We start from the raw sequence: 26,692 nt of genomic DNA, 5'->3' as shown, positions 1-26,692 counted from the left end.
ATAGATAGGATCCTCAATTTTTGGACTGTTGAAAATCAACAGTCCAAAAAACACTAATTACGCACTCACAATAAAAATCACTGAAAGGATAAAATAAGTAAGTTTGATATCAAAAATCTTGGTGTTCCCATTACAAAATGATCAATCTTTTTTACTAAAGCATTCTTTTTGTTTATTTATCAGCGTATTAGAATTAAATTCCGATCAATAATATTCCAAAATTAAGACCCCTGTCAGCCCATCTGTTAAGAATTTAAGATATCGTGAATATGCTAGTGTTTGCCTAGTATATTATCAAAGGTAATATCAGTTTTCCCTAATGCTCTTTTCATTATTTTTTCATTCTTTCCAGAACTTCATCGCTTTTTTATTAGAGGTATAGATGGTCACATGTTTTAGTATTGCTAAGTGTTTATAAGATTCTCCTTCTTCCTTTACGAAGCTCTTCATGCTGTTTTTCAACACGATTTAATAGTTTATTAACTTCAAGAAAATCAATTTTTTCTTTCGGTATATCTTCGCTGAATTTGAATTAAAGAAAAACACAATTCAATAAATTTTTTTACAGCGACAGCTCATCCCTGATAATAAACAGGGTGCAATTATACATAGATTAAAATCTATGTTTTTTGAACCAAATAAAGTTGGTTGATTGCTAAAGCAAAGTTGGAATAAAACGGACCAATCCCTCGGTAATTTACACTTTTCGTCATCAGCTGAATCAACGAAAACTAAGAGCTGTAGTAAGAAAAAATGACCCAACATAGTTGTGGTACTAGGCAAAGCCTAGTGATTTTATGGGTACAAACTATTTATTCAACTGGGTTTACATGGGACTCAACTTTTAACCAAGTGGGCAGACTTGGGGTATTGTTCCTTTTTATGGAGTGTGTTAAAATACTTTGTAATTAGGGGTGGATGAAAATGGAAGAAGGAAAAACCTTTATGAATTCACAACTTCATCATCATACACAGTAGCTTTGCTATCCGATTGCTGAAAAATCGTGAATAGGAAAGCTATTTATCATGAACCGTATTTGATTAGTAAGTTAATCAGATGCGGTTTTTTTATTTTTTCTAACAAAAGGAGGAGTTTTAATGAAGAAGATGGCTTATCAAAATGTAAAAGGTACACAGGATTATTTACCACAAGATGAAGCAATTCGTAATCAGGTTAAAAGGACTTTAGAGGATGTTTTCCTTCTTTATGGCTGTCAGTCAATTGAAACACCAATTTTGAATTATACAGAATTACTTGCTTCGAAATATGGAGGAGGAGCGGAAATATTAAAAGAAATGTACACACTGACTGATCAGGGCAAACGGGAATTAGCCCTTCGTTATGACTTAACCATTCCTTTTGCAAAGGTCGTCGCAATGAACCCAGGAATAAGGAAGCCGTTTAAGCGGTATGAAATCGGAAAAGTGTTTCGTGATGGACCAATTAAGGCAGGGAGGTTTCGTGAGTTCACCCAATGCGATGTTGATATAGTTGGCGTGGAATCACAGGCGGCGGAGGCAGAGCTAATGATGATGGCGATTGAGGCCTTTCAGAAGTTGGGTTTAGATGTGCGTATTCAATATAACAACCGGAAGCTATTAGCGGGCATGCTTGAAGTGCTGGGTGTCCCTAAGTCTGAAATAGCTGATGTGACACTAACTTTGGATAAACTTGAAAAAATATCGATAGAGGGTGTTTCACAAGAGTTAGAGAGAAAACAAGTGGCAGTTGAAACGATCAATGCAATTAGAAGTTGGCTAAAAATAGGGAAAATAATCGATTTGAATTTCTTCAAAGGCTTGGCGACAGATAATATTCTACTCCAAGAAGGAGTAAAGGCATTATCGGAGTTAAAAGGATTATTGAAATACTTACAACTTGAGGATATCTGCATCTTTAATCCATTTTTAGCTAGAGGACTTGAGATATACACTGGAACGGTATATGAAATTTTTCTTGCTGACGGCGAATTAAAGTCGAGTATTGGAAGTGGAGGAAGATATGACAATGCAATCGGCGGGCTTGCAGGTACAAATGATAAAGTCTCAACTGTAGGTATTTCTTTTGGTCTGGATGTGATTTTAACTGCTTTGAAAAGTACAAATCAAACAAAAAATGTTTCTAATCTTGACTACTATATTATTCCAATTGGTATGGAGAAAGAAGCATTAGGTGTGGCCAAAGAATACCGCCAAAAGGGATACAAAGTGGAAGTCGAATTAACTGGCAAAAAGATAAGTAAGGCATTGGATAGGGCGAACAAAGAAGGGATTCAGGCTGTCATGATAATTGGGGAAAATGAGGTGAACGAGAATATCATTAAATTAAAGGATTTGAAAACCGGGGAAGAGGCATCACTTCCGTTTATGTTTTGACAACTTACAATGACATGTTTCTCAGTTTTTTCATAGCATAATGGGAAAAGGAACAGGGAGGTTTTTATACATGTATGAGTACGAAACGTATGAAGATGATTGGAGTAGACAGCAGAATAAATTAGTCCGTCAGCTTGAAAAGGCGATAAATGGCGAGTACAGCGCCATCCAGTGTTACGAGAAATTAGCTGAATTAGCACCGGATGAGAAGCAGCGGAAGCGGATTATGGAAATTAGGGACGATGAGGTCAAGCATTTTCAGAGATTTGCTCAGATTTATACCAGCTTGACGGGGGTGCAGCCACAGCCTAAAGTGACGGAATCGTGCCCTGAGTCCTATAGAGACGGGGTGGAATTTGCGTTCCAGGATGAGCAGGAAACCGTAGATTTTTATAGAGAAGTGGCAGATGGTGCGACTGATCGATCCGTAATCAAGGCATTCAATCGTGCTGCCGCCGATGAGCAAAATCATGCCGTGTGGTTTTTATATTACTTAGTCGGCTTAAAAGGATGATTAATTCTTATGAGGGTTGAATTAATTGCGTGAAGGACGAATTATTTGCGTGAAGGACGAATTATCCCGCCCAAAGGACGAATTATCCTTTTGAAGGTCGAATTAATTGCGTGAAGGACGAATTATCCTTCCCAACGGACGAATTATCCTTTTGAAGGTCGAATTATTTGCGTGAAGGACGAATTATCCTTCCCAACGGTCGAATTAATCCATTTACAGCTTATGCTGCAATCATACAAAAAAATAAGCTAGGAAAAATCCTAGCTTATTTATTAATTATGCTGCAAAATCCAACTCTGTAAAAGCGTCACTTTTTCGCAGACAACTTCTGGTTCATAATAGCAGGACTCTTTGACGCTTTTGGCGAAATCGTCAGTGAAATTATCCCGCATAAGAGTAGTCCAACACCAAACCAAGACATTAGAGTCAAGCTCTCTCCGATGAGGAATACGCCTAGAAGCGCGGCTGTCAGAGGCTCAGCGAGTGACAGGGAAACGGCTGTTGATGATGGAACAGATAAAAGCCCTTTATTAAAAAGTAAGTAGGCAACTGCGGTAGCGAGAAGACCAAGATGGAGGCTGACGGCCAACCCGTTTGTGGTTCCTATCCAGCTGATATCAAATATAAATAACATAGGTGCTAAAAGCAGGGCGCTGAAACAAAAGATGACCGCAGCGGTTGCTTCTGGAGGCTGTTTATCCAAAATCTTTTTACTTACCAGTGTGTATACTGTAAAGGAAGCCCCAGCACCAAGCGCAAGCAAGGCACCTACAGGATCAATGGTAACAGAACCTTGATTGGAAAAAAGAAGCAAACATCCGGCAATTGATAAACCTGTTGCCATCCACCATCTCGGTGATGGACGTTTTTTACCAAATATCCATTCAAGGAAGCCGGCGATAATAGGGGCGCTGCTAAGTGTAATAATGGTTCCGATGGCGATTCCGGTCATGCTGACAGCTGTGAAAAATAGCGGTTGATAACATGCCATACCTAGCGTCGCCAAAATGGTTTCTTTAATTGGCCAATTGTGTAGCGTTATTTTTTTTTGCCAAATTGCAATGAGCAATAAGGCAGTACCACCAACAGCCAGGCGGACGGAACCAATCGCAATTGGGTGGGCGCCATCAGGGGCGAAAGATTGAGCTGTTCCGGTTGTTCCCCAAAGCATAGCGCCAAGTATGACGAGTAAATATGGGTATTTACCATTCATGAACGTTCTCCTGTCATTAAAGATTTAAAATTCAGACTATAAAAGTATATCAATAATGCTCCCTTTATCAAATAGGCTGGGGTCATTTGTTCGGAAGAACGGAACATAGTATAATGGCCTTACATATATCATGTAAAAAGTGGAGATAGGATTTGTAAGGGGGGATAAGCATGTCTTCAGGTAATCGAAATAATCAAATTGGGCCGCCGCGATTTGCTATTGCCATTCACTCACTGGTTTGGCTTGCTCAAAGCGGGAAGCTTTTGACGAGTTCAGCGATAGCTTCAAAGGTGAATTCACATGCGACGTTTTTACGCCGAGTGATGGCTCAGCTTGCTGTTGCAGGGATTGTCGAAACAAAGGAAGGGCGCGATGGTGGATATAGTTTGAAAGTGCCTGCCTCTCAGCTGACTTTAGCGGATGTGTATCAAGCCGTACGCCCAGAATGTCTTGTTTGTATGGAAACGAGTGAATGTGGGGAAGTTGGGAAGCAGTTGGATACGGCTTTGGAAGAAATCATGAATGAAGCAGAACAGGAAACATTGCGCCTATTAAAGGGGTATACGTTAGAAGAGTTTATGAAAAAAGTCGACTTTGCCAATTTTGAAAAAGAGTGTCTAGGGTAATATCCTTGCAAGAGGATACCCAAGATTATATAATGTGCTTAATGTGATTGCATTAAATGAAGGGGGTTTTTACATGAAGGTAGAAATTTGGTCGGATTATCAATGTCCGTTTTGTTATATAGGAAAGCGTCGGTTCGAGGAGGCCTTGAGCCAATTTGAAAATAAAGATCAGGTAGAGGTTTCGTTCCGCAGTTTTGAGTTGAACCCGGAGGCTGAACGTGATATTAAGATGACCTCGAATGAAATGCTTTCGAAGAAATATGGCATGTCGCAAGCGGAAGTAGAAGCGAGCAGCCAAAATCTGACCCAACAGGCTAAAGAATTGGGACTCGATTATCATTTTGACAAAGTGGTCTTAACGAATTCGTTTGATGCTCACCGCTTGATGCATTTTGCTGAATCAAAAGGTAAAGATAATGAAATGAATGAACGCCTTTTTAAAGCATACTTTACGGAAGGCAAACATATTGGTGATCATGCTACATTGGCTAGTTTGGCTGAAGAGGCCGGCCTTGAAAAGTCTGAGGCAGAAACCATGCTAGCAGGCACTGCATTCACGGCGGAGGTTAGAGGGAACGAGCAAGAAGGAAGCCTGCTTGGAATTACAGGTGTCCCATTCTTCGTCATTAATCGCAAGTATGGCATCTCAGGAGCTCAGCCAACAGAGGCGTTCCTGGATACGCTGAAAAAGGTATGGGCTGAGGAAAATCCGCTTCAAATGGTGAATGATCCAGCAACAGGTGAAGCTTGTACGGACGGTTCTTGTAACGTACCGGAAAAATAAAGCAGATATGAAAACGGAGACCCGAAATCAGGGTCTCTTTTTTACTTCTTTCAAAATGAATGTTAAGACCTTGGACTGATAGGATTGTGTATCTAATTATGGAAAGATAATGAAGAGTCTTTTGTTTTCTATAGTTTCATAGACTGAAAATTTGTATAATAGGTGAGATAGCTAAGAGGTTTCAAAATTGAATATACATATGGAGGGTTATGAATGAGTAAGCTTAACGGCAGAACCATTGCTCTATTGGGAGCGAGGAAAACAGAAGAAATAAGTAAAATTGTTCATAATCTTGGGGGCGTACCGCTAGTTCGTCCAGCACAGGGGACGGTCTTCCTTGATGATTCTCATCTAGAGGAGGATGTCACCCGTTTAATTGCAGGAGAGTATGATTGGATCATTCTCACGACTGGAGTGGGAACGGAACTTCTATATAAAACCGCTGTGAAGATGGAAGCAGAGGCTCGTTTTATAGAAGCTTTGCAGTCTATGAAAATTGCAGCTCGTGGTTATAAAACGGCGAATATGCTGAAAAAACTAGGCCTGCAGCCATTAATCCGTGACGATGATGGCAGTACGGCAGGGCTCGTTCGCAATCTAGAGGGCCATTTGTTTGGAGATGTAAAGGTCGCATTGCAACTGCACGGGGACCCGGCACCTCTTTTAATGAATTGGTTGGATGAACAAAAGGTAGAGCATAAAGAAATTCTTCCATACGAACATATTCCGCCGGAAACAGAAACGATGCAGCAGCTGATCGAAGAAATTCTTGGAGGGAAAATAGATTCTGTCGTGTTCACGAGCGCACCGCAGCCTCGTAATTTGATGAAATTTGCCCGTGAACAAGGTGTGGAAGATAAAATAATCGACTGGTTTAAATCCGATGTGATTGCTCTTGCAGTTGGAAAAGTAACGGCGCAGGTCGTAATCGATGAAGGCATCAAGCGGGTCATTTATCCAGAAGATCAAAGAATGGGTAGTGCATTAATCGAACTGGTGAAATATTATCATGCCATTTCAAGTAAGTAAGAAGATAGAGGTGAAGTGATGACCAAGGCCAAGGGGAAAGTCTATTTTGTGGGGGCAGGTCCAGGCGATGAAGGTCTGATTACCGTCAAAGGGCAAAGAGCGATTGAAAAAGCGGATGTGATTTTATATGACCGGTTGCTCAATCCGAAGCTTTTGGAAGCTGCTCCTCCTCATTGTGAATTGATGTATTGTGGAAAGACGCCTTATACAAAGGGCATTAGGCAAGAGATAATCAATGAGCTGCTCGTTTCCAAAGCGCTGGCAGGACACAATGTCGTCCGTTTGAAAGGCGGCGATCCTGCCGTTTTTGGAAGAGTTGGGGAGGAAGCGGAATCGTTGAAAGAAAAAGACATTCCATTTGAAATCATTCCAGGAGTTACGTCGAGCATTGCCGCTTCCATGTATGCAGGAGTCCCCGTGACCCATCGGGATTATGGACGTTCCTTTGCGATGGTGACAGGCCATGAACGTACCAAACAGGAAATAGATTGGACTGGGCTTGTACATAGTGTAGATACCGTTGCATTTTATATGGGAGTAGCCAATCTTCCGAATATCTGTGAAAACTTGATCAGTCATGGAAAATCAAAGAACACGCCGGTACTCGTCATTCAATGGGGCACCTATGGAAGACAAGAAACGGTGGAGGGGACCCTGGCCAATATAGTGGAAATGGTAAGTGAAAAGTCGCTTCAGAACCCGGCTATCACCTTGGTCGGGGATATCATTTTACTAAGAAAAAGGCTGCAATGGTTTGAAAAGAAACCACTATATGGGCAGCAGTTTTTAGTAGCTAGAACGGGAACGACAAAAAGTTCCTTGGCGGAGAACCTTTATGAACTTGGGGGCGATGTCATCGAGTTTCCTAAATGGATTACGACAAAAGTAAAAGCTAAAAAAAGTCAGCTGCTATCTTTCCTTTTGTATGATCGGATGCTCTTTACCTCACCAGAGAGTGTTCATGGGTTTTTAGATTTACTCACAGAGTATGCTATAGACTTCCGCCAAATTTCGGCCAAGCTTTATGTGGTATCGAGGAAATCGAAGAAAGTCTTACAGCAACGCGGGTTAATTGCAGCTCTCAAATCAGAGATGACGGAAGACGGAACTCTGCTGATTATAGGAGATCGGAAAAAGGAACACTTGGATCCAAATTATGGGGACGAGGACTATTTTCAATCTATCGAAAAATATGTGGATGAAAGATTTCTTGAAATTCTTCCGAGAATGCTAGAAGAAAATGCTGTTGATACGGTTCTTTTTTCTAATCAGCATTCAGTGGATATGCTGATGGATTATGGGGACAAGGCAGGCGTTGATGTTAGCGGGATGTTAACTCAAGCTACCATCGGGGTAATCGGGAAAAGTACCTGCAGGAAACTTAAAGACTTTGGGTTTACGCCGGATATAATGCCGCATGAACCGTCTGTCGAGCAATTGGTGGCTTTGATTGTGAATAGGAATGTTTTTAGGCTCTGATACAGAGCCTTTTTTCCATTTTCCAGCCAAAATAATGGTGATAAATGGTATGCTTTTTCTTTGGAGGGGATTTGTTGCTGATAAAGATTCAAATTTCGTTGGTGTTTAGTATAATAGCCCTATCATCTTATAGTTTGATCCTAGGAATGTAGACTACTCTTCATACACCTTATTTTTATTAGGAGCTTTTGTGTTGTTTGTGGGAATAGAAAAACTTCGGAATGACCGAAAAGTTCGAGGGTATGTTTGTATCTTAGTAGCTTTATTTGTCCTTTTAGTTTCTTTACAAGGTTTTAGTAACTAAGCGATGGTTAATCATTTAATTTCAGGTGGTGATATTATGAATTATATTGGTGATATATTATGGCAATTATTTTACCTCGCTCTTCTTGTACTTTTAGTCGTAATGGTTGTGAAGGTTTTCCGTTTCTTTATAAAACACATGACAAAAATGCATCATTTAGAAAATAAAGTAGATAAATTAAACGAACAGTTAAAAAAGAAGGATGATTAACGGCTCTATATCTGAGTCGTTTTTTTATATGCCTTTATGAGTCTTCTTCAATTCAATCCTGTAGCTTCGGAACTAGTCTTATGGAAGGGTGGGTGTTTTTCATTAATAGAGTATTAGTTAGTCTCGCAATAATCATATTTATATTAAATTTTTTCATATCACCTGTATTTTTTGGTGAAGAACCAAGTTCCAATGGTACGTTTATCGGATTAATTTTATTATGCATTTGTCTTATTAGCCTTATTGATGAAGTGAAGAAAAAATAATAATAGAATAGCAGAGCCGTGTTTATGCTCTCAAAAAAAGCCTGAGGATGTTTAAGAAAAGTCTTTTATTCCTTCCCAGATTGGGTATTATATATAAGTAACTTTTCTAGGGAGGCGAATGAATTGAAACGGACATGGGAATTTGTATTAAGTATTATTGGCGTGAGTATCGCTGCGATTTCATTAATCGTGACGATTATAGCAGCGGTTTATATCAACAGTATCGATGTAACAGAAATAGTAGACTACTCATTAATGACAGAGTCAGAGTTTTCAACGTCTGATATGGATATGTCAATCAAGTTTTTTATTGGCTTATTATGGGCTGGGATTATATCCTTGTTTATTGCATTGGCTGGCGGCCTGATTGCTATCTTTCTAGTAAAAAGCGGCAAAGTGAAGGCAGCCGGAATCTTATTCATCATTACAGGCATTCTGACCATCTTTCATGTATGGCCCCTTATCTTCTTCATCGTGCCGGGTATCATGTGTCTGGTGCGGAAACCGAGTGAACCGGTAGATGTGATTGTATAATAGAATAGCCACATAGCGCCGAAAAATCTAACCATAAGATAGGAAAAATTTTAACCATAATAAATACATATTCTTGTGATTGAAAAAGAAAGAAGCTGACTCGATAATGTGAGTCAGCTTCTTTTGTTCTAGGTAATAAACAAATTGTTTATCCTTTTTAGGAATTTGATTTCAAAAAACCAATTTTATTCCAGTAATCGTTACAATTACTAGATTATCATGTTAGAATTATTATAAATTTAAATATAAATAGACTGGAGTTTGATTCATGAAGTTACCTTTAGTAAAGGCTGGAATAGTAACCTGTTTAACATTCAGTTTGTTCAATGGACAGGCTTTTGCAGCGTCTGAATTAACCAATGTATGCTCATCATTTGGTGAGATTCAACCGAACGTAAATCCTTCCTATCCACAGATTAACTGCTTACTCACTAACTCAGCATTAAAAGCTGAAATCCCCCCTGAAGTGGTAAAAGCCGTGGCTACGCAGGAAAACGGGGAATGGAGGCAATTTAATGATGCTGGCAAACCTATTAAATCCGACGATGGCGGTATCGGTCTTATGCAGCTTACCGATAAACGTGGGTATGACCAGAAAAAGTTGGAAAATGATATAGTTTATAATATTGAAGCTGGCGTCGAGGTCCTGAGCAGTATGTATTCAAGAAAAGATTTGCCGAAAATCAAAGGTGCAGGGCGTAAAGTTATTGAAAATTGGTATTTCCCTGTCATGGCATACAATGGGACAAAACCTGTGAACAGTCCTCTTTACCAGGAAACTGGGAAAATAAATACGAATGCATATCAAGAAGAGGTTTTTGCTGAGATAGAAAAACAAAGTTATTTGAATGATACAAAACTAGCAAAATATCCATTCAGAACATCCGACTTTCAATATGATCGTGAAAGCACTGAAAATATCACCTTTAAAATGCTGGAATACACACTGGCCGATCAAACGCATGACTCTGCTTATTGGTTCAAGGCAGGAGACAAAGTGGTGACGACACTAGATGTGAGAATACGGAAAGAAGCAAATACTTCGTCAGGTTCCAATACCGTGCCAAACGGTACAAACTTGGTCATCAGCGGGGATTTTGTCTATGACAGTTCTAAGATTAATAAATTTGTCTGGTACCCCGTACAAACTGAAGATCAAAAGGTGAAGGGCTATGTTTCATCAGCTTACATTGCGAAGAAACAATCAAGTCCTGGTGTGCCAATTAAGGATACGGTTAAACCTGTCATTTCAGGTGCAGCCAGTAAATCCATTCCGTTCAACTCAACTTTTAACGCTAAATCGAGCGTAAAAGCTAAGGATGAATCTGATGGTGATTTAACAAGCGCCATAAGTGTTGAAGGTACTGTAAATACTAAGAAAATTGGAACTTACAATTTAACATATACTGTAGCTGACAAAGCGGGAAATGTCGCAAAAGTTACTAGGGAAATAACAGTATATGATCATGTTAAGCCAGTGATTTCAGGTGCCGCAAATAAAACAATCAGACTTAATTCTTCATTTAATCCAAAAACAAACGTGAGTGCTAATGATAATGCAGACGGCAGTTTGACTAGTAAAATCAAGGTAACGGGTACGGTAAATACAAAGAAAAAAGGAACGTATACATTAAAGTATACAGTCACTGATCAATCGAAGAATGTTACAACTGTTACGAGAAAGATCACCATAGATAGCACCAAGCCAGTCATTTCCGGAGCCAAAGATAAAACCATTAGCTATAACTCGGAATTTAACCCTAAATCAGGGGTAACGGCGAAAGATAATTTGGATGGCAGTTTAACAAGTAAGATCAAAATCACAGGGACCGTAAATACCAAGAAAAAGGGTACCTATACATTGACTTATACGGTTACGGATAAGTCCAAAAACAAGGCATTAGTAAAAAGGAAAATCACAGTTAAATAGATAGAAAACAAGGGATTCCGGAATATTGGAATCCCTTTTTGCTTGAATGCGGATGCATGCTGGAATGTTTTCGGCAGAACAATGTAATTATAATAGTAGAAAGAGCTTAATAAATGAAGTTCTTGGTTGGTGTATATGAGCAAATATTGATTTAAATGTTATAATTGTAAATAGATGTAATATCGAAGTTGTCTGGGGGGAGATAGTGTAATGGGCAAAGAAGAGGGTCATGTAAATTGGATGGATCAGATATTTCGGGACTATGAAAAGGACGGCGGTCTGAAGAATAATCCTGGCTTTGGAAAACCGCTTCCGAAGTCGGCATTATCGGGAAATATGTATGATAATTTCTTAACGAAGGCCAAAGACGCCGGTTTCCTTCCGCTTTGGATTAAATGGCAAAAAGAAATCCGGGGAGAGCTATCTGACGTGGTTCGATTAAAAAAAATGAATTCATCTGAATCAGAATTAACCAAACGAATTGAAGAAATTAATGAGAAAGTACGTACATATAATGGTATTTGTCCGACACAAATGCAACGTCGGGAAATCGAGTGGGGAAGCATCGAAGTTCAGTATGAAAAATGGAAGTGATAGATAAAGTGCAAAATGTGGGTATTTGTATGACGTGATTATGAATGGATTATGATATAATGACATGAATAAAAAACAGAGAGAGGGACTTCGTTTGGAAAAAAGAAAAGAAGTTTTTTCATGGATAAAAGCGATCGGGATTGCAGTCATTCTGGCCTTTCTAATTCGAACATATATTTTTGCACCTATTGTCGTAGATGGTGAGTCAATGATGCCAACACTACAAGACCACGAACGAATTGTACTTAATAAGTTTGGAACAAACATCGATAGTATTGACAGGTTTGATATTGTTGTTTTTCATGCAACGGTAGATAAAGATTATATAAAACGGGTCATCGGTCTGCCAGGTGACCATATAGAATATAAAGATGATACGCTTTATATTAATGGAAAAGCATATGAAGAACCCTACCTAGACAAATATAAGAATCAGATGGCAGGCGTGCCGCTGACCGATTCTTTCAAGCTCGAGGATATAACCGGCAGCATGACAGTGCCAGATGATCAGCTGTTCCTTATGGGGGACAATCGCCAAAATAGTTTGGATAGCCGTGAAATCGGCACGATTTCCGTCGACGAAATTGTCGGCAAAGCGAATCTAGTGTATTGGCCGATCAAGGAAATAAAAATTGTAAAATAAAAGGAAGCGGACTCGATTGTCGAGTCCGCTTTATTGTTGGAAAAACTTATATCGGTGAAGAGATGAACCGAATGTTCCCATTTTCATCTTGATGAATCGTTTTCCCAGGATCTACTTCGATTGTTAATGGGTGAATCTCTGCAGCCCGGTCTGAAAAGAACCAGCGCCGTCCCGGTTTGCTTAATAAAATGAACACACCATTGCTGCCCATGAAAGAAATGCCATTAGGATTCAAAGTGCCGTTATCCCGGGGGGAAATACCAAAGTCGATTAGTTGCTGGCCGATCGCATCGATTTTGGCAGTTGTTAAATTAATCTCACCAATGCTTAATAAAGAATCCATTGAGAAAGGCACTTCACTTTCTGGTGCAATTGAATGCCTGGCAATAAACTCTACAATATTGCCGGTCGGATCGGTGAAATATAGCGAGTGTGCATTGAGGTGGCTGAAGTAAACTTCATCATCGCCATCTTCCGTATTTAAAGAAGTCCGTGCTTTGATCCATTGCTTCGCTTCTTGAAATTGATTGGACGGGATATTGAAGGCAAAATGATAAAAGGGTTTACTTCCGTTTTTTGTTTCTGTAAAAGCCAATTCGCTTGCCCCTGCTTTTATAGTAAAGCCATGATGACTCTCGTCTAGCAATTTGGCATTTAGCAATTCGACATAAAATTTCTTCATTTCAGCAATGTCACTCGCAATAAGACTCACTTTTTTAATCAGCATATTTATCACCTTTCTTCATTCAGTTTCTATCATTGTAATTTAAATCTTCCTTAATAAACCAATTTGGAGTTTGTGTATTCTCTTTTTTTTCTTTTTTCATTAAAACCAACTTATATGGGTTAAATTAGGTTATCCTATTATAAAGAAGTAATCACGTTAACCAGGCCCGTATCAGAAATTGGATTACTTTATTAAAAGGGTGTCTGAGATGGAGTACTAGAGATGGACATGGTAAAAGATTTAATATCAAACTATGGTTATTTTGCGATATATGGACTGCTGGCCCTCGGAATTATTGGTTTGCCGGTACCTGATGAGTTTATGATGACTTTTGTCGGCTATTTGTCGTCCATTGCTGTTTTAAATGTCCAAGGGGCATTCCTCGTCAGTTTTCTTGGGTCGATTTCTGGAATGCTGGTCAGTTACTTTATTGGTAAAAAGGTAGGCAAGCCTTTTTTGAGAAAGCACGGCAAGTGGATTAAGATGACTCCGGCAAGGCTGGAAAGGCTGGAGAAATGGTTCAATAAATACGGTCCGTGGACCATTATTATTGCATATTTCATCCCAGGTGTTCGCCACTTCGCCAGTTATTTTTCTGGGATGAACGGGATGGGGAAACGAAAATATATTATTTTCGCAGGTGCAGGAGCTTTCAGCTGGTGTTTTGTATTTACAGCTTTTGGCTATTTTATTGGTGTCTTAACTTAAATTATTTGGGGGAGAACTGACTTCCTTAAGTGGGCCCGAGTTTTAAAATAATGAAACAAAACAACCCCGTTTTTGAATTTCAGAAACGGGGTTGTTTATTGTTAACTTTTATTATTGAGCAGAATATCCACCGTCGATAACTAGCTCAGCACCAGTAACGTATGAAGCTTCATCAGATGCTAGGTAAAGCACTGCATTTGCAATATCAGCTGGTTGACCTAAACGTTGTAATGGAGTCGCTTTAACCATTTGGTTTACAAGTTCTTTTGACTCTTCTAATTTTTGTGTCATTGGTGTTTCGATAATACCAGGGAATATGGCATTAACACGGACGCCCATGCGGCCATATTGTGTTGCAGCAGCCTTAGAAATAGCACGAACAGCACCTTTAGATGCTGAATAAGCGTTTAAACCCATACCGATTTGAGCTGTAAAGGAAGAAATATTTACAACAGCGCCTTTTCCTTCTTCAACCATGTAAGGAACAACATGTTTCATACCAAGGAAAGGTCCAAATCCGTTAACACTTAACATTAGTTGCCAATCAGCCAATGTTGTATCATTAATTTGTTTTTCTGTTGAGATTCCAGCATTGTTGACTAGGATGTCAACTCTACCAAATTTCTCAATAACAGTATCCATCATTTTTTTCCAGCTTTCGTCAGAAGATACATCAAGAAGTGTACCATAGACATTATCTAGCTCGTTCACTTTTGCAACAGCTTTTTCATTGATGTCAGCAGCAATAACTTGAGCTCCTTCTTTTGTGAATAGGTCTACCATTTCTCTACCCATACCGGATGCTCCTCCAGTAATAAGTGCCACTTTATTAGTTAATCTTCCCATCATAATCACTCCTAATAGATTTTTAAAAGCTGGACAATATGACCACGCATAGTGCAAAAGTTGTATGATCAACGAGCAATACTATAACTCCTTTATGAATCCGTCAAGCATTTTATTTTTCCGTTTACACATTGCCTTTTTCTTGCTGGGAAAAAAGATGTTGTAAATCTGGGAAAGTTGATATATTTAAATAGACTTCCCACTCCCTGGTTCAAAAACAAAACATACAGGTATAGTTGAAAGCGTTGTCAATCTTTTAATATTCAAATTTTGATTCCGTAAATTGTCAATATACAAAAATAGCTTAACCGTTCTATTTGATAATACTCACCAGCAACCTTGTAGATCCTTTCGCACGATATCATGGACCTCCTTTGAGAAAAGCAATATATATTTCCTAGCAACTTTTGTTGATGAGTACCATATGTTCAATTCTAGTGATTAAAATCGAATACTGCAAACTTTTTGTACTTTCAATACAAAATTTTATAACCTCATTCCATTTCTTGTCTTTCAGGCGTTTGAGAAGTCTTTTATGTAAAAAGGAGGTAATTTATTGATGAATCACAGAATGTATCTATCCTTGGCCATTCCTCTTACGATTTCGACAATGAGCACGCCTTTGCTTGGGGCGGTTGATACGGCTGTGGTTGGAAAGTTGAGTGATCCTGCTTATATCGGCGGTGTAGCTGTTGGAACCATTATTTTTAATACGATGTATTGGCTTTTTGGTTTTCTGCGAGTTAGTACATCTGCCTTCGCTGCACAAGCAGAGGGGGCTAGGGATGAGACACAAAGCTTGATGGCCTTGATTCGTCCTTTTATGATAGCGGCAATTATCGGTCTTCTTTTTATCGTAATTCAGAAGCCCATTTTAAATGTTTCCTTAGCTGCAATCACGCCGGAATCGGATGTTGCCGCCTTTGCATCTGACTATTTCAGTATTCGGATCTGGGGTGCGCCTTTTGCGTTAATGAACTATGTCATTCTAGGCTGGTTAATTGGAAAATCCCGCATAAAAACATCTCTGTTCATTCAAGTTTTCATGAACCTGATCAATATTGTCCTGTGCTTGCTTTTTGTAAATAGGTTTTCCTGGTCTGTATCAGGAGTCGCTACGGCTTCATTGATTTCAGAGATTGCAGCTTTCTTCGTTGGTTTGTTGGTGATTAGGAAGGTAGTTTCCATACCTGAAACCTTTTCTTTACGAGCGGGATTCGATTATACTTCCTTGAAAAAAATGATGGTGGTGAACAGGGATTTATTTATCAGGACAATTTGTTTGATTACGGTTTTTAATCTTTTCACGGCCAAAGGAGCCACTTTTGGGACAGAGACTTTGGCAGCCAATGCTGTACTCATTCAAATTCACTATCTGATGGCATATTGCTTTGATGGTTTTGCAAATGCATCGAGTCTTCTGATTGGGAAAGCCATTGGTTCGAGAGATGTACACCTTTATAAAAAAACGCTAGCTCTTTCAGCGCAATGGGGCCTGTATTCCTCTCTCATACTTGCTGTTTTATACTGGTTATTTAGCGATAAAATTATTCTGCTCTTCACGAATATCCCAGGAGTCATTGAACTGACCCATGTATACGGACTTTGGATAGTCATATTCCCATTCACAGCCTTTATCGGACTCATTTTCTATGGAGTGTTTACGGGTGCTACTGAAGCTGTTCCTGTACGGAACTCCATGCTTCTTGCGCTGCTGGCCTTTCTGTTTGTCCAGTTTTTGGCCGTCCCTCAACATGGCAATCATGGATTATGGCTTGCCTTTCTTATATTCAGTTTAGGTCGTTCCTTATTTTTAGCGTTATACATCCCGAGGTTAAACAGAAAAATAATGATTCTAATGGACGAAGAGAGTTTAGTGAAGACACCCTCTTATAATTGAGAGAGGGTGTTTTTTAGTTGCAACGGTCATTTTGACAGTAGTTTGACGTTGGTGATAAAACGGGAATACTTAAAAAAGGTATCAACGCTTGGCGAATCAGATAATAAAAGTGATAAAATAAAAAAATATATATAAAAGAGGAGTTGTCGTATTTTGAGTGAAATGAATTGGCGTGAAGAAGTTGAGAAACGGAAAATGGACATACTACTGGATACGCAAAATTTATTAAAAATAAAAAGCGTACTGGATGAAGAACATCCGACAGAAGAGGCTCCATTTGGTAAAGGGGTAAAGGAAGCGCTTGATTACATGCTTCAGTTAGCCGAAAAAGACGGTTTTACTGTGAAGAATGTCGATAATGTCGCCGGTCATATTGAAATGGGTGAAGGCGAGGAGTTGATCGGTATTTTATGTCATGTCGATGTTGTTCCTGAAGGAGATGGCTGGAGTTCGGATCCGTTTGGCGCTGAGATCCGTAATGGTCGTATTTATGCTCGTGGGGCAATCGATGATAAAGGGCCGACGATGGCTGCCTATCATGCAATGAAGCTTGTCAGGGAGATTGGTAAGCCTTTGAACAAACGTGTGCGGATGATTATCGGAACGGATGAGGAATCAAACTGGCGCTGTGTTGGCCGTTATTTTGAAGTGGAAGAAATGCCTTCGATGGGCTTTGCGCCAGATGCTGACTTCCCAATCATCAGTGCGGAAAAGGGAATCTGGGATTTCTCAGTTATACATCCAGCCGATGCAGGCAATGGAACGAACTCAGAAGTGAATGTTATTGAATTTTCATCAGGCCGAAGAACGAATATGGTACCAGATTTCGCAACGGCTACAGTGGAAGCTGTAAATCCCGCTGAAGTTGTGACAAACTATCAAAATTATCTTCAAAAATATTCGTTGAAGGGGCAAGCCGTACCACAAAAAAATCAAGTGCTTCTAGAACTGAACGGCGTTTCAGCTCATGCAATGGAGCCGAAAAATGGAGTCAATGCAGGTATGTATCTAGCTGTATTTTTAGCAGACCTAACACTTGATCCGCATGCGAAATCCTACTTTACTTTCATTAAGAATTATTTGTTTGAAGATTCCCGTGGAAATAATTTAGGTGTGGCTTACACAGATGAGCAAACAGGTGAATTGACGGTTAATGCCGGAGTATTCAACTATTCCAAACAGGGTGACAGTTCCATTGGCTTCAGTATGCGCTACCCGGTAACATTTGAATGGGAACAGCAAAAAGCGGCATTAGAAGAAAGACTTGCAGCATATAATTTGCGTGTGGAGTCTAATTCGCATTCAACGCCTCACTATGTGAACAGCGAAAGTTTCCTGATTAAGACGCTGCAGCAAGTGTATGAAGCAGAGACCGGTGATAAAGCAGAACTCCTTTCAATTGGCGGTGGCACTTATGCCCGTTCATTGAAGGAAGGCGTCGCATTCGGGCCTCTATTCCCAGGCAGTGAAGATATTGCGCATCAAAAGGATGAATATATTGTTATTGAAGATATGCTTAAGGCAACAGCGATTTATGCACGTGCCATTCATGAATTAGCTAAATAAGAGGCTGAGAGGGAGAAAGAAAGACATGGGAAAAATCATTTATAACGGCGAACTTAAAACAAGGTCGGACGTAAAGGTTGATATTGAGGACCGAGGTTATCAATTTGGTGACGGGATATATGAAGTCATTCGAGTTTATAACGGCGAAGTATTTGCGAGTAATATGCATGTAAACCGTCTAATGGACAGTGCAAAAATGATTCAGCTGAAGGTCCCTTTTACTGTAGCGGAAATCGAAGCTCGAGTTAAAGAACTAATCGCTGAAGATAAACTACGGAACGGGATTGTCTACATGCAATTGACGAGGGGAGTGTGCTCGCGCACTCACGCTTTTCCAATTAATGAGGTGGAGCCGGTCTTTGTCGCCTATACGAAAGAAATGCCCTATACAGGAAAAGTGAAGCCTGGGGTCAAGGCCGTGACGACCGACGACATCCGCTGGTTGCGCTGTAATATTAAAAGCTTGAATCTACTAGGTAACATATTGGCTAAGCAACAAGCAGTGGAAGCTAGCTGTGACGAAGCAATTCAGCATCGTGATGGGACGGTAACGGAAGGAAGTTCATCTAACGTCGCTATCATGGTGAATGGGACATTGAAAACGCATCCGGCCACCAACTTGATTCTGAATGGGATTACTCGTCAGGTGATGCTAAAACTATGCGCCGATAATGATATTCCCTATGTCGAAGAAGCCTTCACAGTCGAGGAAATGATGGCAGCTGATGAGGTCCTCTACACGAGTACAAGTGTAGAAGTGACACCGATTATTAACATCGATGGACAATCGATTGCTAATGGAGAACCAGGACCGATTACCAAAAGTCTGCAAAAACTGTTTTCTGAAGAAATTGAGAGACAATGCGGTGCCGTTTAAAGAGAATTAATAAGTGCCCCCCTGCCACGCGGCAAGGGGGTTTTACATTTCACGTTTTTATATCCCCATTCGTTTTCCTCTTATTCGTTATCGGAATTCAAGCATTTTAACAATTAAAACCTTTTGTGATTTTTTTGTATTCCAATCTAATAGTTAAAAAGCTGATATATATAATATGTGTTAACTAAAAAAAATGTGGTTTACAAAAATCTTTTCTACTATTATTATTTAAACAAGGCATGGAGGTCGACCGGTCTAAACCTTAATCAAATGTATGTATAAAAGAATTCAATCTATTTCGAATGTTTAGGGATTTAATATTTTTAAAATGGTTACTATGCAAAATTGATTAATTTGTATAGTGCAAATGGAGAGGGAAATTATATGACAACCAAAGAAATGGTTTATTCAGCATTGTTTGCAGCATTAATCGGAGTTTTAGGGTTAATCCCTCCAATTCCTTTAGGATTCATACCGGTACCAATTACTGCACAAACATTAGGCGTTATGCTTGCGGGATGCTTTTTAGGTAGAAAAATGGGCGGATTGAGTTTAATAGTTTTTATAGTATTGGTTGCAATTGGTGCGCCGTTATTAACAGGTGGCCGTGGTGGACTTGCTGTATTGGTGGGGCCTTCAGCAGGGTATATTTGGAGTTGGCCGCTAGCTGCTTTTATCATCGGTTACTTCACTGAAAAAGTCTGGTCCAACGTCAAAACATGGAAAGTCGTTATCGTTAACATATTTGGCGGGGTGCTTTTGATTAACTTAATTGGTGCACCTATTATGGCTCTTATTACAAATACATCGGTATGGGCAGGTTTAATGGCGAGTATTGCGTTTTTACCAGGGGATTTAATTAAAGCATTCATTGCAGCGATAATTGCTGTGCAATTAAAATCAGTGAGTCCAATTCAAGAACGACTGGCAGCAGCAGAAGAGGAATAATGACTACAAATGGTGGGACGGTTTTCTTCTTTATTTGGATTGCATAAAGTGAATGAAAGGTAATAATAACATGAATATAACTGACCAAATAACGATGTACAAAGACATCTGTCCTGAAAAAGTGGCAGTGCAGCTTGGAACTCGACAACTAACATACAGTGCTTTAGTTGACTCGATGAATCAAATTGCAAATGGCTTGTCGAATGTGGAACATTCATCAAAATCGAATATAGCCATATTAATGTCTAATTGTGTTGAATTCATTCAAATCTTCGTTGGAGTAGTCAAAGCTGGTTTGATACCTGTGCCACTTGATCCGAAATGGAGTGCATCTGAAATTCGATACGTATTGACAAAATGTGAGCCTGCTTTGTTGTTTGTCGAAGGAAGTTTAGCGGATAAAGTGGAAGAGGAAGGTATTCCAACTATAATAGTTGAGCCAGATGGCACGGAGGACGATTTTTCAAACTGGCTTGCTTCTAATGCAGCGGAAGAACCTATAACCCCATTGATAAATGAAGTTTTATTTTTAGGTTTTACATCAGGAACAACAGGTACACCAAAAGGGTATATTCGTACACATTTATCTTGGCTAGAAAGCTTTTATTCAACGAATAAGGTATTTAATCTCAAGTTCTGTGACCATATATTAGCGCCGGGACCTCTTGTCCATTCATTGTCATTATTTGCAGCAATCCAAACATTGTTTATAGGTGCGACTTTTCATATTATACGTAAATTTACACCAGCTGATGTACTGAAAGTTTGTCAGCACGTAGAAGAGACAACTATTTTCCTTGTCCCGACTATGATTTCAGCAATAATGGATTACGCAGTGAGGGCTCCGCATCCTTATTATGTGCCAAAAGCGGTTATTTCTTCAGGAGCAAAATGGTCAGCAGCCTCTAAAGAAGGGGTAATGGAAGTATTTCCGAATCTGGATATTTATGAATTTTATGGTTCTTCAGAGGCCAGTTATATTTCCTATTTAACGCCTCAAAATAATAGATTAAAGCCAGATACAGTCGGTAAGCCATTTCCGCAAGTGAAAATTTCAATTAGAGATATGGATGGCACGGAAGTGAAGACAGGGGAAGTGGGTCAGTTATTTGTTTCAAGTGAGATGATATTTTCGGGTTATTTTCAGCAAGAGGATGAAACAAATAATGTTTTGAAAGACAATTGGTTAAAGTTAGGTGATTACGCAAGGCGGGATGAAGAGGGTTATCTTTACATAGAAGGTCGGGCAAAAAACATGATTGTAAGTGGGGGTCTGAACATATTTCCGGAAGAAATTGAACGGGTATTGATGCAATTACCGGAAATTGAAGCAGTAATGGTGACAAGTTCTCCTGATGCTTACTGGGGTGAAAAGGTCATCGTACTTGTACAGTGGAAACAGGGATACACACTCAACTTACAAGAAGTAAAAAGCCATTGCCGGAAGTATCTGGCATCCTACAAAACCCCGCAAGAACTAATCGAAGTCACAGCATTTCCTTATACTAGTAGCGGGAAAATTGCGCGTAACCTTGTAAAACAACAAATGATAGAGGTGTGCCGATGAGAGAAGTTGTTATTGTAGAAGCGAAAAGGACACCTATAGGAAAATTAGGTGGTGTATTCAAAAATCTAGAACCAGAGGATTTACTAGCACCACTCATAAAACACCTTATCCATGAAAATAATATTCCGGCTTCAGAGATTGATGATGTGATCATTGGTAATACAGTGGGACCTGGTGGAAATATTGCTCGTAATGCTTTATTAACAGCAGGTTTACCCTACACGGTACCTGGTGTGACTGTCGACCGTCAATGTGGATCTGGGTTAGAAGCAGTGAACCAGGCTGCCCGTATGATTCAAAGCGGAGCAGGTCATATTTATTTAGCAGGTGGAGTTGAAAGCACTAGTCGAGCACCTTGGCGAATGAAAAAGCCAACCTCGCTTTATACCTATCAACCGCCGGAAATTTATATGCGTGCTCGTTTTTCACCAGACAGTATAGGCGATCCAGATATGGGTATTGCGGCTGAAAATGTTGCAGAGAAATATGGGATTTCCCGCAAAGCACAAGATTTATTTGCGCTAGGCAGCCATGAAAAGGCTGTAAAATCTCAACGTGAAGGACGATTCACCGATGAAATAGTACCGATCACGGTTCAATATGGTAAAGATTCAATCATTATTAGTGAAGATGAATGTCCACGAGCCAATACGAGCTTTGAAAAGTTACAGCAGTTATTGCCTGTATTTAAAAATGATGGTGTTGTAACAGCAGGAAATGCATGTCCTATCAACGATGGTGCAGCGCTTGTTTTAATAATGTCTTTAGAAAAATGCGAGGAACTAGGACTGCAGCCACTAATGAAATTTATTGATGCGCAAGCAGTTGGTGTAGACCCAAATTATTTGGGCATAGGTCCAGTATCTGCCGTCAATCAACTCCTTGCTAGGAATGACCTAACAGCCGATGATATCGATATAGTTGAGTTTAATGAAGCATTCGCCTCTCAAGTATTAGCATCCATTCAAAGTCTAGGCATTCCGCAATTAAAGGTCAATCGTGGTGGTGGTGCCATTGCCATTGGCCATCCATATGGAGCATCAGGAGCTATTTTAATGACCAGACTCTGCGCAGAGATGAAACGGCAGCCATTTATGAGAGGACTTGCAACCCTTGGCATTGGTGGCGGACTTGGGCTAGCCACATTAGTTGAACGATTTTCGAAGGAGTGAAGCCTTCCATTTTCATTAACAGTTTCGTATATAGTGAATAAGCTATTCACTGTGATTTGTGTGCCAAGAGCTCAACGCTAGTAAATGGGATACTGATGGTTTTTAGAGGAGGATCCAGGATGTTAACAGGGAAAGTGGCATTAGTGACAGGAGCTAGCCGGGGAATTGGACGAAGCGTTGCATTACGTTTAGCAAGAGAAGGAGCAGCTGTAGGTGTCAATGGAACAAATCCTGAAAAAGTAGCACAAGTCGTATCAGAAATTCATACATTGGGTGGGCAGGCTATTGGGATCTGTGAGTCTATAGCAACGGTGTCTAGCGGTGAAATAATCGTCCCTCAGCTAATGGACGCATTTGGTCAGTTGGATATATTGGTGAACAATGCTGGCATCGTGCGCGATAAAAAATGCATCAATATGTCGGCAGCTCAATGGCAGGATGTGATAGACGTTCATTTAACGGGTACTTTCGCTTGTACAAAGGCAGCGATAAATGTTATGAAGGAACGCGGTCAAGGCGGATGTATCATCAATATGACGTCAACTGCTGGTTTATTAGGCTCAGTTGGTCAAGTGAATTATAGTGCAGCAAAAGCGGGAATCCTCGGTATGACGTGGACTTTGGCAGAAGAGCTGAAAAAAGACCATATTCGGGTCAATGCGATTTCTCCTGCAGCGCTCACTGATATGACAAAGTCTGTTATTGAGTATATTCAAGCTAAATGTACTGCGAATGACGAAGTGTTTCCACCCTTTTGGCAAGTAGGCACAGCAGATGAAGTGGCACATCTTATATATTTATTAACGACTATCGACGATTCGGAATTAACAGGTGAAGTATTTGGTGTGAACGGCTCGAAAATCAGTGTTTGGGAGAAGCCTAAACAAAGAATGCTCTCAAATGATCAGGGGCTAACTGCAGATATGCTCCTAGCAAAATGGCATGCACATCGTGACACAACTACTGATTAAAGAAGGTTTCCATTATGCTATGTTTTGAAGATGTATCATTTTCTTATCCTAATAAGAAGCATGTTATTCAAAAACTTTCTTTTCAAATAGAAAAGGGAGAGTTTGTGGCAATTGTCGGCCCAAACGGTTCTGGTAAATCGACCATCTCCAAATTGGCAGATGGACTGATATTACCGAAAAAAGGCAGAGTTTTGTTTCAAGGCCTAGATACAAAACAAAAGGAAAATCTAGCAATAATTCGCAAATCAATAGGCATTATTTTTCAAAACCCAGAAGAACAGCTCATTACGACCAATGTATTCGATGAAGTAATCTTCGGTCTTGAAAATATCGCCTGTCCTCCCAGTGAGATGGTAGAAAGAGCAGAGGCTGCACTTGAAAAAGTAGGGATGCTTCCTTTTCGAGAGACTGAGCCACATAAACTCTCTGGTGGTCAAAAGCAGCGTGTGGCCATTGCTGCGATATTAGCAATGGAACCAAAACTCATTATTTTTGATGAATCTACGTCCATGCTTGACCCTGATGGGAGACATCAAATTATATCCATAATGCGTCAATTGCATAATGAAGGTATTACCATTTTGCATATTACGCACCATATGGACGAAGTGTTATCAGCAACAAAAGTGATAGTAATTAATCAAGGACAGATTGTGTCTACCGGAACCCCGCTTGAAATCTTCCATAAGCCACAGATGCTAATAGACTGTCGTTTGGAATTACCCTTTGCATTAAAATTGAAAATGCAGATGCAGCAGGAGGAAGTAGAAGTGCCAATGCATATAACGGATATAGAAGGGATGGTAGAATACTTATGGAACTCGCGCTAGAGCATATTCAATATGATTATTACAGCCCTGCAACTCGCGAAGTAAAACAAGTATTAACAGATATCTCGTGTACCATTCCATCTGGATCATGGGTATCTATCATCGGGCAAACGGGATCAGGAAAGTCCACTTTAGCCAAAGTGATGCAAGGATTATTATGGCCGACAGTAGGCCAGAATACGATGGATGGGAAGCTAATAAGACCTAATAAAAAAGGAAAACCGACAATTTCTCCAGATGTGGGTCTTGTTTTTCAATATCCTGAACACCAATTATTTGAAACGACTGTTTTAAAAGAACTAGCTTTTGGCCCTAGAAATAGAGGATTGCATAAAGACGCTATCGTAAATAAGGCACAGCAAGTAATTGATTTAGTAGGCTTGGATGCAAGTTACCTAGAAAAATCTCCGCTTCATTTAAGTGGTGGAGAAAAAAGACGTGTTGCGATTGCGTCTGTCCTTATGTTAGAGCCCAAGATTCTTATTTTAGATGAACCCACTGCCGGATTAGATCCACTCGGTAGGCAGAGCATCTTACAAAACATAGAGGAGTGGCGACGACAAGGCAATCATACGGTTATATTGATTACACATCAAATGAATGACGTAGTGGAATATGCTGATGAAGTCATTGTGTTACACAAAGGGAAGCTGCAATATCAAATGAACCCTATGTCATTGTTTTTGAAAAAAAGGGAAGAACTACAATCCATGGGATTAGATATACCCGATACAGCGAAATTGTTACTAGCAATAGAGAAGGTGACAGGGCAAAGGATCCAGGTAGCATCTTTGAAAGAATTAGATGTGATGCCTCAAGTGCTTACACTTCTAAAGGGAAGGAGATACCAATATGATTGAAAATGTCATTATTGGTCAGTATGTCGCTAGAGATTCCATCTTACATCGTTTAGACCCGCGAACAAAACTAATGGCCATAGCTATTTTTATGTTATTGGTTTTTTTCTTACATAGTTATATAAGTTATGTGCTAGTAACTTGTCTTGTTTTAGGTTGTCTAGCATGTTCAAAAATTCCACCATCCTTTTTTATAAAAGGATTATTGCCAATTCTATTTATTTTGAGCTTCACTTTTGTGTATCATTTATTTTTAACAAAAGGGGAGAATCTAATATTTCAATTTGGCTACTTGCATATTTATATGGAAGGAATTGTCGAAGGTTGCCGCGTCCTATTGAAAATTGTCCTCCTTGTTTTGATGACTTCATTATTAACTTTAACGACAAAGCCATTAGATATAGCGTACGGTCTAGAAACAATCATGAGACCTCTAAAAAAACTGCATGTACCAGTAGAACAATTTGCCTTAATGCTGTCGATTGCATTACGATTTATCCCAACTATTATTCAGGAGCTAGACCGCATCATTGATGCACAGCGCTCAAGAGGTGTGCAGTTTGATCATCAAAGCAAAGTTAAAAGAATTACGAATTATATTCCGGTCATTATTCCATTGTTATTAACTTCCATTCAAAGGGCCGAAAACTTATCGCTTGCGATTGATGCTCGTGCCTATCGTGATGGACGTAATAGAACTCGTTTTAAACTATTAAAATTTAAGAGTTTAGATTATTGGACACTAAGTATTTTATTGCTAGTTTTATTGGGCCTTTTATTTCTGAAGGTTGGAGGAGAAGTGTTATAAAACCTTGTGCTATTAGAGTTAATTCATTATTGACTTCCTTAGCCTTTACTCAGCGTCGTATTCAATAAGGTCGAATTAAATGTAATTAAAATGCAGCTTTATAACAAAAGGCTTGGCTCTCCGACGATTTCCCCGTTTTTACATTGCTTAAGACACTTGCTTAGCTCTTGAAAGACATTTTTATTTGGGCTTGAGGAACTGAGTCTAAACTATCCCCCTTTGCGACTGGAAACACCAATAGGTTTTCAGTTTTTTTGTTTTAGCTACCAAAAAAAGATTACATGCTATCGAGAAATGACAATGTTCACTAAGCCGGTTTTAATTTTATTATTCGCCCTCGATCAGGCTTGTTCTTCAACTTTTACCGCAAAACTGCTTCCAATATTATCAGTTTGTTCCTTTTGACATTTTCA

General features: G+C 39.6%; 25 protein-coding genes and 1 pseudogene. 23 read left to right on the top strand and 3 right to left on the bottom strand.

Annotated elements, in window-relative coordinates:
• Positions 1–1,098 precede the first annotated feature (1,098 nt).
• Positions 1,099–2,376, top strand: coding sequence for a histidine--tRNA ligase (locus JFV29_RS21530; RefSeq protein WP_274607073.1), 1,278 nt, complete (start codon positions 1,099–1,101; stop codon positions 2,374–2,376).
• A gap of 70 nt (positions 2,377–2,446) precedes the next feature.
• Positions 2,447–2,890 (top strand): ferritin family protein, encoded by a 444-nt coding sequence (locus JFV29_RS21525; protein WP_201186270.1) that lies wholly within the window; start codon positions 2,447–2,449, stop codon positions 2,888–2,890.
• A gap of 307 nt (positions 2,891–3,197) precedes the next feature.
• Here the strand turns inward: JFV29_RS21525 and JFV29_RS21520 are convergent, their stop codons facing one another.
• Positions 3,198–4,103 carry an EamA family transporter gene (locus JFV29_RS21520; RefSeq protein WP_201186268.1) on the bottom strand — a complete coding sequence of 302 codons (906 nt, stop codon included), beginning with the start codon at positions 4,101–4,103 and terminating at the stop codon, positions 3,198–3,200.
• 170 nt (positions 4,104–4,273) lie between these two features.
• Between JFV29_RS21520 and JFV29_RS21515 the strand changes: the two genes are divergently transcribed.
• The 10 genes and pseudogenes from JFV29_RS21515 to lepB all read left to right on the top strand — a co-directional run bounded on the left by JFV29_RS21515 (position 4,274) and on the right by lepB (position 12,502).
• On the top strand, positions 4,274–4,729 hold the full coding sequence (locus tag JFV29_RS21515; RefSeq protein ID WP_201186266.1) for an RrF2 family transcriptional regulator: 456 nt from the start codon (positions 4,274–4,276) through the stop codon (positions 4,727–4,729).
• Positions 4,730–4,802: 73 nt separating this feature from the next.
• On the top strand, positions 4,803–5,513 hold the full coding sequence (locus JFV29_RS21510) for a DsbA family oxidoreductase (RefSeq protein WP_201186264.1): 711 nt from the start codon (positions 4,803–4,805) through the stop codon (positions 5,511–5,513).
• Between the two features lie 213 nt (positions 5,514–5,726).
• Positions 5,727–6,542, top strand: coding sequence for a uroporphyrinogen-III synthase (locus JFV29_RS21505; protein ID WP_201186262.1), 816 nt, complete (start codon positions 5,727–5,729; stop codon positions 6,540–6,542).
• An 18-nt stretch (positions 6,543–6,560) separates the two neighbouring features.
• Positions 6,561–8,021, top strand: coding sequence for a uroporphyrinogen-III C-methyltransferase (gene cobA, locus JFV29_RS21500; protein WP_201186261.1), 1,461 nt, complete (start codon positions 6,561–6,563; stop codon positions 8,019–8,021).
• Between the two features lie 181 nt (positions 8,022–8,202).
• Positions 8,203–8,325 (top strand): annotated as a pseudogene (locus JFV29_RS31785) (DUF3953 domain-containing protein); the annotation flags it as partial.
• Positions 8,326–8,361: 36 nt separating this feature from the next.
• Entirely contained in the window at positions 8,362–8,535 is a 174-nt protein-coding gene (locus JFV29_RS21490) for a hypothetical protein (RefSeq protein ID WP_201186257.1), read from the top strand.
• Between the two features lie 389 nt (positions 8,536–8,924).
• Entirely contained in the window at positions 8,925–9,335 is a 411-nt protein-coding gene (locus JFV29_RS21485; protein WP_201186254.1) for a DUF4064 domain-containing protein, read from the top strand.
• Positions 9,336–9,603: 268 nt separating this feature from the next.
• Positions 9,604–11,265 (top strand): immunoglobulin-like domain-containing protein, encoded by a 1,662-nt coding sequence (locus tag JFV29_RS21480; RefSeq protein WP_201186253.1) that lies wholly within the window; start codon positions 9,604–9,606, stop codon positions 11,263–11,265.
• Between the two features lie 210 nt (positions 11,266–11,475).
• Positions 11,476–11,859, top strand: coding sequence for a DnaJ family domain-containing protein (locus JFV29_RS21475; protein WP_053347359.1), 384 nt, complete (start codon positions 11,476–11,478; stop codon positions 11,857–11,859).
• A 64-nt stretch (positions 11,860–11,923) separates the two neighbouring features.
• The gene (gene lepB, locus JFV29_RS21470) at positions 11,924–12,502 is read left to right on the top strand and encodes a signal peptidase I (RefSeq protein ID WP_098175739.1); all 579 of its coding nucleotides are present in this window, start codon (positions 11,924–11,926) and stop codon (positions 12,500–12,502) included.
• A 46-nt stretch (positions 12,503–12,548) separates the two neighbouring features.
• On the opposite strand, the gene JFV29_RS21465 is transcribed toward lepB, so the two are convergent.
• Positions 12,549–13,229 (bottom strand): VOC family protein, encoded by a 681-nt coding sequence (locus tag JFV29_RS21465; protein WP_201186251.1) that lies wholly within the window; start codon positions 13,227–13,229, stop codon positions 12,549–12,551.
• Between the two features lie 222 nt (positions 13,230–13,451).
• Here JFV29_RS21465 and JFV29_RS21460 point away from each other — a divergent pair, with 222 nt between their 5' ends.
• Positions 13,452–13,937, top strand: a complete 486-nt coding sequence (locus tag JFV29_RS21460; RefSeq protein WP_201186249.1) for a DedA family protein — start codon at positions 13,452–13,454, stop codon at positions 13,935–13,937.
• 111 nt (positions 13,938–14,048) lie between these two features.
• Here the strand turns inward: JFV29_RS21460 and JFV29_RS21455 are convergent, their stop codons facing one another.
• Positions 14,049–14,783: an SDR family NAD(P)-dependent oxidoreductase gene (locus tag JFV29_RS21455; RefSeq protein WP_053347355.1), complete on the bottom strand. Its 735-nt coding sequence runs from the start codon at positions 14,781–14,783 to the stop codon at positions 14,049–14,051.
• 559 nt (positions 14,784–15,342) lie between these two features.
• On the opposite strand from JFV29_RS21455, the gene JFV29_RS21450 reads away from it, so the two are divergent.
• The 10 genes from JFV29_RS21450 (at position 15,343) to JFV29_RS21405 (ending at position 26,279) form a co-directional block, all read left to right on the top strand.
• Positions 15,343–16,683, top strand: a complete 1,341-nt coding sequence (locus JFV29_RS21450; RefSeq protein ID WP_201186247.1) for an MATE family efflux transporter — start codon at positions 15,343–15,345, stop codon at positions 16,681–16,683.
• Positions 16,684–16,836: 153 nt separating this feature from the next.
• Positions 16,837–18,249 carry a dipeptidase PepV gene (pepV, locus tag JFV29_RS21445; RefSeq protein ID WP_201186244.1) on the top strand — a complete coding sequence of 471 codons (1,413 nt, stop codon included), beginning with the start codon at positions 16,837–16,839 and terminating at the stop codon, positions 18,247–18,249.
• Between the two features lie 25 nt (positions 18,250–18,274).
• Positions 18,275–19,126: a D-amino-acid transaminase gene (dat, locus tag JFV29_RS21440; RefSeq protein WP_201186241.1), complete on the top strand. Its 852-nt coding sequence runs from the start codon at positions 18,275–18,277 to the stop codon at positions 19,124–19,126.
• 384 nt (positions 19,127–19,510) lie between these two features.
• A complete protein-coding gene (locus tag JFV29_RS21435) occupies positions 19,511–20,074 on the top strand; it encodes a biotin transporter BioY (protein ID WP_056529505.1) in 564 nt (187 codons plus the stop codon).
• 94 nt (positions 20,075–20,168) lie between these two features.
• Positions 20,169–21,641, top strand: a complete 1,473-nt coding sequence (locus JFV29_RS21430) for an AMP-binding protein (protein ID WP_207205161.1) — start codon at positions 20,169–20,171, stop codon at positions 21,639–21,641.
• Entirely contained in the window at positions 21,638–22,813 is a 1,176-nt protein-coding gene (locus tag JFV29_RS21425) for a thiolase family protein (protein ID WP_201186239.1), read from the top strand. The genes JFV29_RS21430 and JFV29_RS21425 overlap by 4 nt, the downstream gene beginning before the upstream one ends.
• Positions 22,814–22,932: 119 nt before the next feature.
• Positions 22,933–23,784 (top strand): SDR family NAD(P)-dependent oxidoreductase, encoded by an 852-nt coding sequence (locus tag JFV29_RS21420; RefSeq protein WP_201186238.1) that lies wholly within the window; start codon positions 22,933–22,935, stop codon positions 23,782–23,784.
• A gap of 14 nt (positions 23,785–23,798) precedes the next feature.
• On the top strand, positions 23,799–24,614 hold the full coding sequence (locus JFV29_RS21415; protein WP_098175744.1) for an energy-coupling factor transporter ATPase: 816 nt from the start codon (positions 23,799–23,801) through the stop codon (positions 24,612–24,614).
• The gene (locus JFV29_RS21410) at positions 24,599–25,474 is read left to right on the top strand and encodes an ATP-binding cassette domain-containing protein (RefSeq protein ID WP_201186235.1); all 876 of its coding nucleotides are present in this window, start codon (positions 24,599–24,601) and stop codon (positions 25,472–25,474) included. Before JFV29_RS21415 ends, JFV29_RS21410 begins: the two co-directional genes overlap by 16 nt.
• Positions 25,467–26,279, top strand: coding sequence for an energy-coupling factor transporter transmembrane component T family protein (locus JFV29_RS21405; protein WP_201186233.1), 813 nt, complete (start codon positions 25,467–25,469; stop codon positions 26,277–26,279). The genes JFV29_RS21410 and JFV29_RS21405 overlap by 8 nt, the downstream gene beginning before the upstream one ends.
• Positions 26,280–26,692 lie beyond the last annotated feature (413 nt).

The sequence above is a fragment of the Peribacillus sp. TH16 genome (genome assembly GCF_016651095.1).
Lineage (GTDB): Bacteria > Bacillota > Bacilli > Bacillales > DSM-1321 > Peribacillus > Peribacillus butanolivorans.
This window is presented reverse-complemented; position numbering and strand designations above follow the sequence as displayed.